Source organism: Spirillospora sp. NPDC127506 (genome assembly GCF_040302145.1).
Taxonomy (GTDB): Bacteria; Actinomycetota; Actinomycetes; order Streptosporangiales; family Streptosporangiaceae; genus Spirillospora.
On the sequence record NZ_JBEORG010000014.1, the window covers coordinates 143349 to 155063 of the forward strand.

Here is an 11715-nt window from a genome sequence, read left to right on the forward strand (position 1 = left end):
CCGGGTGTTACGTCCGGAGATTCAGGTACAGGTCGTGATGAGAGGGAGGGTACGGCCTCCGCTCAACTTCGCGAAACCGATTGCGTACGTTCCGTTATGCCGTTCCGCACCGCCCGCTCACCGTTGGGTGATTGGAGTGTACCCCTGAGTAATGCGCCGCTGGTGGAACCCCCACGATCACGCCATGTCATTCATCGGCGCGCAAAGTCACGTTTTTGGCCGCATCCGGCCCTTCGGCGAGCAGCACGCGAAAGCCCTCCTCCGCCAGGACCGGTACGCCCAGCTTGACGGCTTTGTCGTACTTTGACCCGGGATTGTCGCCCACGACCACGAATCCGGTCTTCTTCGACACCGAGCCGGACACCTTGCCGCCGAGCCGCTGCACCGCCTCGGTCGCCGAGTCGCGGCTGAACTCCTCCAGCGACCCGGTGATCACGACGGTGACGCCCTCCAGCGGACGCGGGCCGGCGGCGCCCTCGTCCTCCATCCGGACGCCCGCGGCCCGCCACTTGTCGACGATCTCCCGGTGCCAGTCGACCGCGAACCACTTCTTGATCGACGCCGCGATCGTCGGCCCGACCCCGTCGACCGCCGCCAGCTCCTCCTCGGTCGCGTTCGCGATCGCGTCCATCGAGCGCATCTCGCGGGCCAGGTCGCGCGCGGCCGACGGCCCCACGTGCCGGATCGACAGCGCCACCAGCACCCGCCACAGCGGCTGCTTCTTGGCCTTCTCCAGCTCCTCGAAGAGGATCTCGACCGTCTTCTTCGGCTCGCCGTCCTTGGTGGCGAAGAACGACACGACCTTCGGCTCGCCGGTCTTCGGGTCGATCTTGGGCGTGCCGGACTTCGGGTCGAGCACCAGGCTCTTGATCGGCAGCAGCTGGTCGACGGTCAGGTGGAACAGGTCGCCCTCGTTCTTCACCGGCGGCTCTTCCGGCTCCAGCGGCTGCGTCAGCGCGGTCGCCCCGACGTATCCGAGCGCCTCGATGTCGAGGGCGTTGCGGCTCGCGACGAAGTAGACCCGCTCGCGCAGCTGCCCGGGGCAGTACTGCGCGTTGGGGCAGCGGATGTCGGCGTCGCCCTCCTTCTCGTAGGCCAGCTCCGTCCCGCACTCGGGGCAGTGCGTCGGCATCTCGAACTCGCGCTCGGAGCCGTCGCGCAGCGCGGTCACCGGCGCGAGGATCTCGGGGATAACGTCGCCGGCCTTGCGCAGCACGACGGTGTCGCCGATCAGCACGCCCTTGCGCTTGACCTCGCCCGCGTTGTGCAGCGTGGCCCGGTCGACGGTCGAACCCGCGACCTTCACCGGCTCCATCACGCCGTACGGGGTGATGCGCCCGGTGCGCCCCACGCCCACCTTGATGTCGAGGAGCTTGGTGTTGACCTCCTCCGGCGGGTACTTCCACGCGATCGCCCAGCGCGGCGCCCGGCTCGTCGACCCGAGCCGCCGCTGAAGCGAGAACTGGTCGACCTTCACCACGACCCCGTCGATCTCGTACGGGGTGTCATGCCGGTTCTCGCCGTACTCGGCGATGTACTCGCGGACGGCGTCGAGCCCGCCGACGACCTTGTACCGGTCACTGATCGGCAGCCCCCAGCCGCGCATCAGCTCGTACGCCCCGGACTGGCTCTCCGGCTGCTCGCCGCCGCGCCAGGCGCCGAACCCGTGGACGAGCATGCCGAGCGGCCGGTGCGCGGTGACGCGCGGGTCCTTCTGCCGCAGCGACCCCGCCGCCGCGTTGCGCGGGTTGGCGAACGGCTCCTTGCCGGCCTCGACCTGCGCGGCGTTGACCTGCTCGAACCCGTCGACCGGCAGGAAGACCTCGCCGCGGACCTCCAGGACGTCCGGCCAGCCCTCCCCCGCCAGCCGGTCGGGGACGTCGGCGATCGTGCGGACGTTGTTGGTGACGTCCTCGCCGGTGCGCCCGTCGCCGCGGGTGACCCCGCGCGTCAGCCGCCCGTTCTCGTAGGTCAGCGCGATCGCCAGCCCGTCGATCTTCAGCTCGCACAGGTAGCCGGCGACCTCGCCGACCTCCTTGACGACGCGCTCGTCCCACGCGACCAGCTCCTCGTCGCTCATCGCGTTGTCGAGGCTCTGCATCCGCTCCAGGTGCTGGACGGTCCTGAAGTCGGTGACGATCGGCGCGCCGACCTTCTGCGTCGGCGAGTCGGGCGTGACGAGCTCGGGGTACCGCTCCTCCAGCGCGCGGATCTCCCGCATCCGCTGGTCGTACTCCGCGTCGGTGAGCGTCGGCTGGTCGAGGACGTAGTACCGGTAGTTGGCCTCTTCGAGCTCCTCGCTCAGCTCGCGGTGCCGCTGCCGTGCCTCGGTGGGAACGCCGTCGCTCATGGTCATGCCCCTATTGTCGCCAACGGGTCCGACATTACGTCGCGCCTCACGCGGCGGCTTCGTAAAGCATCCGCGCCGTGTCCCGGCAGCGCTTGAGGGCGTCGCGGACGTACCGGGGCGACGCGCCCGCCATGCCGCAGGCCGGGGTGATCACGACCTGTTCCGCCAGCCGCGCGGCCGGGAATCCGAGCCGCCGCCACAGCTCCCGCACCGGCTCGCCCGTCGCCCGCAGGGACGGCAGCGCGGCGTCGGCGGCGGGCACCGCGCCGAGGAACAGGGCCGTCCCGGCGTCGATCGCCTCCCCCACCGCGTCGTCGTCGCGCTCCGGCACCAGCGCCAGGTCGACGGAGACCGCATGGGCTCCGGCGCCGCGCAGCAGCCCGTAGGGGACGTTCCGGGCGCAGCAGTGCACGACCGTGTACGCGCCGGCGGCGTCGATCACGCCGCGCAGGGCCTCCTGCGCGACGGGCTCCTCGATCGCGCGCAGCCGGGAGAACCCGCTGGCGGTCGGGACGGTGCCGGCGAGCGCGGCGGGCAGGCCGGGCTCGTCCAGCTGCAGCAGGATCTCCGCCGCGGGCAGCCGGCGCCGGACGTCCGCGACGTGCGCGGCGACGCCCTCGGCGAGCGAGGCGGCCAGGTCGCGGACGGCGCCCGGGTCCTTCAGCGCGCGGTCCCCGTGCCGCAGCTCGATCGTGGCCGCCAGCGTCCACGGCCCGCACACCTGGATCTTGAACGGCCCGTCGTGGCCGCCCGCGACCTCCTCCAGGGCGTCGAGGTCGCGGGCCAGGTGGTCGCGGGCGCGCATCGTGTCGCGGCCGGGGCGGTCGGCGAACCGCCATCCGGAGGGCTCCACCCGCACCGGCATGTCGATCAGCAGCCCGGCCGTCCGCCCGGTCAGGTCGGCGCCGGGCCCGCGCGCGGGCAGCTCCGGCATATGCGGCAGCTCGGGCAGCTCGCCGAGGACGACCCGCAGCGCCTCCGCCGGGTCGTCCCCCGGGTAGGACCCGATGCCGGTCGCCGTCCCGGCTCGCCAGGGATAACTCGTCACACGGGAGAGCCTAGCGGCGCGGTGATCACACCAGTTCCGCGAGCCGGTCCAGGTAGCGGAGCGTGTCGGGCTCCGGCTCGGTCCGCAGGTTGAACAGGACCTCGTCGACGCCCGCGGCCGCCAGCTCCTCGATCGCCTCGCGCCTGCCCGGCGCCCCGAACACCGTCACCGGCACCCGGCGGCCCGCCCGCTCGCGCAGCTCGGCGATCTTCGCGGCGAGCACGCCGGTGTCGCGCCCGTAGATCGGCAGCCAGCCGTCGCCGAACTCCACGACGCGGTCGAACGTCGTCGGCCCGGCCCCGCCGATCATCACGGGAGGGTGCGGGTCCTGGACGGGCTTCGGGTAGGAGAACACCGGGTCGAAGTCGACGAACTCGCCGTGGAACTCGGCCTCGTCCTTCGTCCACAGCTCCTTGACGGCGAGCACGCGCTCGCGGAGCAGCCGCATCCGCGTCCTCGGGTCGGTGCCGTGGTTGCGCATCTCCTCCCGGTTCCAGCCCGCGCCGACGCCGAGCACCGCGCGCCCGCCGGAGACCAGGTCGAGGGAGGCGGTCTCCTTCGCCAGGATGATCGGGTCCCGCTGGACGACCAGCGCGATGCCCGTCCCGACGCGGAGCCGCTCGGTCACCGCCGCCGCGGCGGTCAGCGCCACGAACGGGTCGAGCGTCCGGTAGTACATCCGGGGCAGTTCCGCCCCGCCCGGCCACGGCGACTCCCGCTTCACCGGGATGTGGGTGTGCTCGGCCAGGTACAGCGACCGGAGGCCGCGCTCCTCCAGCGCCCGCCCGAGGGCCGCCGGCCCGATCCCGTCATCGGTCACGAACGTCGAAACACCGAACTCCACAACACGCCTCCCAATGCTCGCCTACGCGACCATAAGACACCCGGGCCCGATGTGATCCCCCGGGGGGCACGGTACGGCGGAGCGCTCAGCGCCCGAGGGAGGAGAGCCGGGCCACGGAGATCGTGGCCGACGCGAGGACCCGGTCGCCGTCGTACAGCACGGCGGCCTGGCCGGCCGCGACGCCGCGCGCCGGGGCGGCGAGGCTGATGCGCAGCTCGCCGCCGCGCAGCTCGGCCGTGCAGTCGTGGACCTCGCCGTGCGCGCGCAGCTGGACCTGGCAGTCGAACGGGCCGTCCGGCACGTCGCTCAGCCGCACCGGCCGCTCGCCGGTGATCTCGTGGACGTCCAGCTCCTCGCGCGGCCCGACCGTCACGGTGTTCGTGACCGGGGAGATGTCGAGGACGTACCGGGGCCGCCCGTCCGGCGCGGGGGTGCCGATCCGCAGGCCCTTGCGCTGCCCGATCGTGTAGGCGTAGGCGCCGTCGTGCTCGCCGACCCGGTTGCCGCCGGTGTCGACGATCGGGCCCTTCGCGGTGCCGAGCCGCTCGGCGAGGAAGGCGCGCGTGTCGCCGTCGGCGATGAAGCAGATGTCGTGGCTGTCGGGCTTGTCGGCGACCTGGAGGCCGCGCCGCTCCGCCTCCCGCCGGATGTCGGCCTTGGACGTGTCGCCGAGCGGGAACATCGCGTGCGCGAGCTGCTCCGGGGTGCACACGGCGAGGACGTACGACTGGTCCTTGGCGGGGTCGACGCCGCGGCGCAGGACGCCGTCCTCGAGGCGGGCGTAGTGGCCGGTGCAGACGGCGTCGAACCCGAGGGCCATGGCGCGGTCCAGCAGCGCGGCGAACTTGATCTTCTCGTTGCAGCGCAGGCACGGGTTCGGGGTGCGGCCGGCCGCGTACTCGCTGACGAAGTCCTCCACGACGTCCTTGTGGAACCGCTCGGCGAGGTCCCACACGTAGAACGGGATGCCGATGGCGTCGGCGGCGCGGCGGGCGTCGCGGGAGTCCTCCAGGGTGCAGCAGCCGCGCGCGCCGGTCCGGTAGGACCGCGGGTTGCTGGACAGGGCCATGTGGACGCCGGTGACGTCGTGCCCGGCCTCGGCGGCGCGGGCGGCGGCCACGGCGGAATCGACGCCGCCCGACATTGCGGCGAGAACGCGAAGAGTCATGGTGCCTTCGAGGGTACGCGGCGTGGCCCGGTCCGCCGCCCGCATTTCCGCGTACGATTGGGGCCGCTATGGGAATCTTCCGCCGTCCGCGCGAGGCGTCCGCCATCGTACCGCCCGCCATCAGCGAGTTCTGGGAGTGGTGGGCCCAGGCCCGCCCGACGATCGAGGCCTCCCTGGCCGCCGGGCCGGAGCCCGCCGCGGCGGAGTCCGCCGTGCCCGGCGAGGGGCTGTCGGCGGAGACGATCGAGGAGCTGTCCCGCCGCGTCCACCGGATCCATCCGGGGCTCCAGTGGGAGATCGGCGGCGCCGACGACCGGAACCCGTCGCTGACCGTGACCGGCGGCGGCGACCCGGAGCTGCGCGGCGTGACCGAGCGGTGGGCGCGCGCCGCGCCCGCCGGCGCCGCGGCCGACGGCTGGAGCTTCCACCCGGCGCGCCAGGCCGACCCGGAGATGCTCTCCCAGGACCTCATCCTCGGCGACCACGAGTTCGACCTGGAGTACGTCCGGCTGGGCATGCGCGCCGACACCGACCGCGCCCGCGTGCACATCAGCGCCTACCACCCCGACTTCCTGTTCGTCGCCGAGGAGCAGCGGCTCCAGGTGGCGCTGAACGTCCTGTACTGGGCGCTCGGCGAGGACGACGTGGCCCGCTGGATCGGCGAGGTCGCGACCGCGGAGGAGGCGCCGATCGACTCGCTGCCGCCGTCGATGCTGCCCGCGGTCGTCGAGCAGGTCGCCGAGCCGTTCGCCGAGCCCGCCTGGCTGACCGGGGAGGGCCGCACCCCGCGCGGGCACCCGGCCCGCCTCGGCGCCCGGTTCCCGCTGCACCGGCAGGACTACCCGCTCTGCGACCTGCACGTGGCGATCACCGTCCCGTACGCCAACAGCAACCCCGACCGGCTGCCGGTCGAGCCGTCGGCGGGCGCGCTGCGCGCGTTCGAGAAGAAGCTCGCCAAGCTGGGCGACCGCGCGGTCCTCGCCGTCCGGGAGACCGGCGACGGCCTGCGCGTCTTCCACCTGTACGCCGACCCCGACTCGGGCGTCGTGTCCGAGCTCGACCAGCTCGCCGCCGGGTGGCCGGAGGGCAAGGCCAAGGTCGCCTCCACCGCCGACCCCGGCTGGAAGGCCCTCGCCCCGTACCAGCCCTAGCGGGCCGGGCCTCGCGGGTGGTCCTAGCGGGTCGCGTCGACCTTGCGCCAGCGGGCCTCGCAGAAGGAGTACAGGCCGAAGGTCAGGACGCCCGCGGCGACCGCGGCAAGGCCCCACGGCCCGGCGGGGGTGTCGGCGAACTCGCGCAGGGCGCCGTCCAGGCCGCGGGCCTTCCCGGGGTCGAAGGTGACGGCCGCGTGGGCGAGGAAGGCGCCGACGGCGAGGCCGAGGACGCCGCGGGCGCCGTTGCCGACGATCCCGAGCGGCTGGACGACGCGGCGCGCCGCATCGCTCATCTCGGCGGTCTTGAGCTCCTCCAGGAACTTGCGGCGGACGCTGCTGACGATCACCACGGCGCCCCAGACCACGAACCCGGCGGCGACCGCCAGGACGAGCCAGCGGCCGCCGGGCTCGCCCATCAGCCGCGCCGTGAGGGTCTTGGACTGCTGGTCGCTCGACTTCCCGTGGTGCCCGAAGACGAAGGCCAGCGTCCCCGCGAAGCCGGCGGAGTACACGATCCCGCGCGCCGCGGAGGCCAGCCGCTCGGTGGGCTTGTCGCCGTCCGGGACGGGACGCCCGTACACGGCTTCGGCGAACTGCCAGAGGGCGAGGGCGGCGAAACCGGCCGCCATCAGCCAGACGACGACCAGGCCGCCGGGCTTCCCGGCGACGGTCTGCAGCGCGCCCTGCCGGTCGGCCTCCTCGCCGCCTCCGCCGAAGGCCACCTGCAGGGCGATCCATCCGATGAGCAGGTAGAGCAGGCCGCGGGCGACCAGCCCCACCCTCGACATGCGGTGGAACCAGGGGTGTCCCGCCGCCTGTTTGATCCCGTCGCGCACGTCCGTCGTCACGGCCGACGCTGTCCCCGTTCAACGGACGGTCAAACCTGGGCAGATCAGCTGAGACCGGCGCGGCGCGCGCGTTCCACGACCGGGCCGATGGCGTCGGCGAGGGCCTTGACGTCGGCCTCGGTGGAGGTGTGGCCGAGGGTGAAGCGCAGCGAGCCGCGGGCGCGCTCGGGGCTCGCGCCCATCGCGAGCAGGACGTGGCTGGGCTGCGAGACGCCCGCCGAGCACGCGGACCCGGTGGAGCACGCGATGCCGCGCGCGTCCAGCAGCATGAGCAGGGCGTCGCCCTCGCAGCCGGGGAAGGAGAAGTGCGCGTTGCCGGGCAGCCGGTCGGCGGGGTCGCCGTTGAGGACCGCGTCCGGCACCGCGGCGCGGACGGCCTCGATCAGCCGGTCGCGCAGGCCGGCCAGCCGGCGCGCCTCGGCCTCCCGGTGCGCGGCGGCCGCCTGGACGGCGGCGGCGAACCCGGCGATGGCGGGGGTGTCGAGCGTCCCGGACCGGACGTCGCGCTCCTGCCCGCCGCCGTGCAGGAGCGGCACCGGGTCGAGGAACACCGGCTCCTTGGGCTTGGCGAGCAGCAGCGCCCCGACGCCGATCGGGCCGCCGAGCTTGTGGCCGGTGACGGTCAGCGCCTGCGCGCCGCTCGCCGCGAAGCCGACGGGCAGGTGCCCGGCGGCCTGGACGGCGTCGGTGTGCAGGGGGACGCCGCGCTCGCGGGCGGCGGCGGCCAGCTCCGCGACGGGCTGGACGGTGCCGACCTCGTTGTTCGCCCACATGACCGTGGCGAGCGCCACGTCGTCCCCGGAGCCGAGCGCCTCGCGCAGGACGTCGGGTTGGACGCGGCCCAGCTCGTCCACCGGCAGCCAGTCGACCTTGGCGCCCTCGTGGTCGGCGAGCCACTGCACCGCGTCCATGACGGCGTGGTGCTCGATGGCGCCGGCCAGCACGCGGACGCGGGCCGGATCGGCGGCGCGCCGCGCCCAGTAGAGCCCCTTGACCGCCAGGTTGTCGGCCTCGGTGCCGCCGGAGGTGAACACGACCTCGCTCGGCCGGGCGTCGAACGCCTCGGCGATGATCTCCCTGGACTCCTCGACGACGCGGCGGGCGCGCCGCCCCACCGCATGCAGGGAGGACGGGTTCCCCAGCTCGCGTAGCTCCGCCGTCATCGCCTCGATGGCCTCGGGCAGCATCGGGGTCGTCGCCGCATGGTCGAGGTAGGTCACCACGCGGTCAACAGTATCCGCGCCCCCGCTGTTCCCCGCCGCTGCCCGCGCGGTAGCGCGGATGCCGGGGGCCGGGCCGGGAATAGCGCCGCCACCGGGCCGGTTCACCCGGTGTACCGTCCAGCCGGTACAGTGGAGGGGTCATGACGAGGGAAGCGCTGCTGGACGCCGCGGAGGCCGTCCTGTCCGAGCAGGGGACGCAGGCGCTGACGCTCACCGCGGTCGCCGACCGCGCCGGCGTCAGCAAGGGCGGGCTGCTCTACCACTTCCCCACCAAGGAGGCCCTCGTCCGGGCGATGGTGGCCCGGGTCATCGAGGAGTTCGACGACCTGATCGCCACCTACATCGACTCCTACGGCGACGGCGCGCCCGGCGCCTACACCCGCGCCTACGTCGAGGCGACGTTCGAGATCCTCACCGGCGAGGCCCGCGCCTACCGGCGCTGGTCGGCCATCACGGCCGCCGCGGCGGACCCGGAGCAGGCCGAGCCGCTGAACGAGGCGATGCGGCGCTGGCACGGCCGCGACCCCGCCGAGGACCCCGACCCCGGCATCGCGATGGTCGTCCGCCTCGCGGCCGAGGGGCTCTGGGAAGTCGTCAGCCACGCCCCGGGCCTGTACGACGAGCGACAACTCGAAGCGCTGAAACAGCGGCTGCTCGCCCTGCTGGAGCGCTGACCCGGGCCACACGGCCCCCTCCGGGCTCCCCCGAGTCCCGGAGCACTCCCACCACGCGGAGAACCCGCACGAAGCGGCCGTGCAGGAACGCCTGCGCGGCACCACCGGGGTGCGCCCCGCCGAGACCAGAAAGAGGTGAACCATGCTGTTCCGTGCCCGTTCCGGGACGTTCCTGACCTTCGCACTGGCCGGCCTGCTGACCGGGGTGTGGGTGGCGCGCATGCCCGCGCTGGCCGGGAAGTTCGGGACCACCGAGGGCGAGATCGGCATCGTCGTCCTCGTCTGGGGTCTCGGCGCGATCGCGGCCATGCAGGCGCTGCGCGGCGTCATGGCGCGCGCGGGCAGCCGCACGGTGCTGCGGGCGGCGCTGCCGCTGACCGCGCTCTCGTACGCGGCGGTGGCGCTCGCGCCCACCTACGGGCTGCTGCTCGCGGCCGTCGCCCTGTTCGGCATGATGTTCGGGATCACCGACATCGCGATGAACGCGCAGGGCAGCGTCGTCGAGCACGCGTACCGCCGGTCCGTCATGAGCGGCATGCACGCCGGCTGGTGCGTCGGCGCGATGAGCGGCGGGCTGTTCGGCGTCGCCACGGCCGCCGCCGGGTTCGGGTTCACCGGGACCGTGCTGGCCGCCGCGCTGCTGTCGCTGCCCGCCGGCCTCGCGCTCGGCCGCACCTACCTGCCCGACCCCGCCGCGCCCGCCGCGCCCGGGACGGGCCGCAGGGGGCGCCGCATGCCCGCCGCCGTGTACCTCATCGGCGTCCTCGGCTTCATCGCGTTCATGACCGAGGGTTCGATCGCCGACTGGAGCGGCCTGCTCCTGCACGACGAACTGGGCGCCACCGAGGCCGTGGCCGCCGTCGGCTACCCGGTGTTCGAGCTGGCGATGCTGCTCGGCCGGCTGGTCGGCGACCGCGTCCGGATGCGCGTCGGCACCCGCCGGCTGCTGACCGGCGCGGGCCTCGGCACCGCGGCCGGGATGACCGTCGTCGTGCTGGCGCCGAACCCGGCCGTCGCGATCGCCGGGTTCTTCGTGACCGGGCTGGTCGTCTGCACGGTCGTCCCGACGACGATCTCGCTGGCCGGGACCGCCGCGCCGGACCGTCCGGCCGCGGCCGTCGCCCAGGTCGGCGCGATGGGCTACGGCGGCCTGCTGCTCGGCCCGGTCGTGGTCGGCTTCCTCTCGGACGCCACCTCCCTGCGCGTCGGCGTCGGCACCGTCGTCGTCCTCGCCCTCCTCATCGCCGCGGGCGCCCGGTTCGTCCGGTTCCGCCCGGCCCCCGCCGTCGCGGTCCCCGCACCGGCCGAGGCCGGCGACCCGAACGACACCCGGCCCGAGCCCATCGCCGCCTGACCGCCTCGTGGGCGGGGCCGGCGATCCGGTATAACCCCCATGGGTCACGGCGGCTGATGGGGGCGGTTCATGGGCGGTTGGCGCGTTCCGGGGTACAGCGAGCTGCGCGTGCTCGGCGAGGGGGCGCAGGGGCGGGTCGTGCTGGCGCGGCATGACGCGACCGGGCGGCCCGCGGCGATCAAGTACCTCGGGGAGCGGCTCGCGGGGGACGCCGAGTTCCGGGAGCGGTTCCGGGCCGAGGCGGCACTGCTGAGCCGGCTCCGCAACCCCTTCGTCGCCGAGCTGTTCGGGCTGGTCGAGAGGCCGGAGGGCGCGGCCATCGTGATGGAGGCCGTGGACGGCGCGCCGCTGAAGGCGGTCCTCGCCGAGCGGGGGCCGCTGGAGCCGGAGGCGGCCCTGGCGGTCCTCAAGGGGTCGCTGCTGGGGCTCGCCGCCGCGCACGACCTCGGGATCGTCCACCGCGACTACAAGCCCGCGAACGTCATCGTGCGCGGCGACGGGCTGAGCAAGCTGATCGACTTCGGGATCGCCGTGGACGCGGGCGCGTCGGGGCGCTCCGGAACGCCCGTCTACATGGCGCCCGAGCAGTGGCGGGACGAGCCCGCCTCCCCCGCCACCGACGTGTACGCGGCGACGTGCGTGTTCTTCGAGTGCGTGACGGGACGCCGCCCCTACGCCGCCGCGGACGGGGCCGGGCTCATGGGCCTGCACCTCACGGCGCCCGTCCCGGCCGGGGACGTCCCCGAGCCGCTGCGCCCGCTGATCGAGCGCGGCATGGCCAAGAACCCGTGGGACCGCCCGATGGGGGCCGCGGCGTTCGTCGCCGAGCTGGAGTCGGTCGCGGCGGGGGCGTACGGGGCCGACTGGGAGGGGCGCGGCGTCCGCACGCTCGCGGGCGCGGCCGCCGCGCTGTCGATGCTGTTCCCGCTCACCGCGCTCGCCCTCGGCCCGGGCGGCGCCGCCGGAGCCGGGGCGGCGGGCGCGGGCGCCGCGGGCGCCGGGACGGCGGGCGCGGCCGGGGCCGGGGGTGCGGGCAGGAGACCTCGACGACC

General features: G+C 74.4%; 10 protein-coding genes. 4 read left to right on the forward strand and 6 right to left on the reverse strand.

What is annotated here, in order from left to right:
- Positions 1-187: 187 nt before the first annotated feature.
- The 4 genes from ligA to mnmA form a co-directional block, all read right to left on the reverse strand.
- Positions 188-2356 (reverse strand): NAD-dependent DNA ligase LigA, encoded by a 2169-nt coding sequence (ligA, locus tag ABTW95_RS16330; RefSeq protein ID WP_396449279.1) that lies wholly within the window; start codon positions 2354-2356, stop codon positions 188-190.
- A gap of 40 nt (positions 2357-2396) precedes the next feature.
- The gene (locus ABTW95_RS16335; RefSeq protein WP_500226665.1) at positions 2397-3398 is read right to left on the reverse strand and encodes a methionine synthase; all 1002 of its coding nucleotides are present in this window, start codon (positions 3396-3398) and stop codon (positions 2397-2399) included.
- A gap of 25 nt (positions 3399-3423) precedes the next feature.
- The gene (locus ABTW95_RS16340; protein WP_396449281.1) at positions 3424-4242 is read right to left on the reverse strand and encodes an LLM class F420-dependent oxidoreductase; all 819 of its coding nucleotides are present in this window, start codon (positions 4240-4242) and stop codon (positions 3424-3426) included.
- A gap of 85 nt (positions 4243-4327) precedes the next feature.
- On the reverse strand, positions 4328-5410 hold the full coding sequence (gene mnmA, locus ABTW95_RS16345) for a tRNA 2-thiouridine(34) synthase MnmA (RefSeq protein ID WP_396449282.1): 1083 nt from the start codon (positions 5408-5410) through the stop codon (positions 4328-4330).
- A 68-nt stretch (positions 5411-5478) separates the two neighbouring features.
- Here mnmA and ABTW95_RS16350 point away from each other — a divergent pair, with 68 nt between their 5' ends.
- A complete protein-coding gene (locus ABTW95_RS16350) occupies positions 5479-6561 on the forward strand; it encodes a DUF695 domain-containing protein (RefSeq protein WP_500226666.1) in 1083 nt (360 codons plus the stop codon).
- Positions 6562-6584: 23 nt separating this feature from the next.
- Here ABTW95_RS16350 and ABTW95_RS16355 read toward each other — a convergent pair whose 3' ends face one another.
- Together ABTW95_RS16355 and ABTW95_RS16360 are read right to left on the reverse strand one after the other, a co-directional pair.
- Complete coding sequence (locus tag ABTW95_RS16355) at positions 6585-7412, reverse strand: DUF1206 domain-containing protein (protein ID WP_500226667.1); 828 nt, start codon at positions 7410-7412, stop codon at positions 6585-6587.
- Positions 7413-7456: 44 nt separating this feature from the next.
- Entirely contained in the window at positions 7457-8632 is a 1176-nt protein-coding gene (locus ABTW95_RS16360; protein WP_500226671.1) for a cysteine desulfurase family protein, read from the reverse strand.
- 143 nt (positions 8633-8775) lie between these two features.
- Here ABTW95_RS16360 and ABTW95_RS16365 point away from each other — a divergent pair, with 143 nt between their 5' ends.
- The 3 genes from ABTW95_RS16365 to ABTW95_RS16375 all read left to right on the forward strand — a co-directional run.
- A complete protein-coding gene (locus tag ABTW95_RS16365; RefSeq protein WP_396449285.1) occupies positions 8776-9309 on the forward strand; it encodes a TetR/AcrR family transcriptional regulator in 534 nt (177 codons plus the stop codon).
- Positions 9310-9451: 142 nt separating this feature from the next.
- Positions 9452-10663 (forward strand): MFS transporter, encoded by a 1212-nt coding sequence (locus tag ABTW95_RS16370; protein WP_500226668.1) that lies wholly within the window; start codon positions 9452-9454, stop codon positions 10661-10663.
- A 69-nt stretch (positions 10664-10732) separates the two neighbouring features.
- Positions 10733-11715, forward strand: a 983-nt coding sequence (locus tag ABTW95_RS16375) for a serine/threonine-protein kinase (protein WP_500226669.1), incomplete at its 3' end; no start/stop codon positions are given.

Bases quoted from the DNA above. Each gene is read 5' to 3' on its own strand.
- ABTW95_RS16350 (WP_500226666.1), top strand. From the start codon at position 5,479: ATGGGAATCTTCCGCCGTCCGCGCGAGGCGTCCGCCATCGTACCGCCC.
- mnmA (WP_396449282.1), bottom strand. From the start codon at position 5,410: ATGACTCTTCGCGTTCTCGCCGCAATGTCGGGCGGCGTCGATTCCGCC.
- ABTW95_RS16365 (WP_396449285.1), top strand. From the start codon at position 8,776: ATGACGAGGGAAGCGCTGCTGGACGCCGCGGAGGCCGTCCTGTCCGAG.
- ligA (WP_396449279.1), bottom strand. From the start codon at position 2,356: ATGACCATGAGCGACGGCGTTCCCACCGAGGCACGGCAGCGGCACCGC.
- ABTW95_RS16370 (WP_500226668.1), top strand. From the start codon at position 9,452: ATGCTGTTCCGTGCCCGTTCCGGGACGTTCCTGACCTTCGCACTGGCC.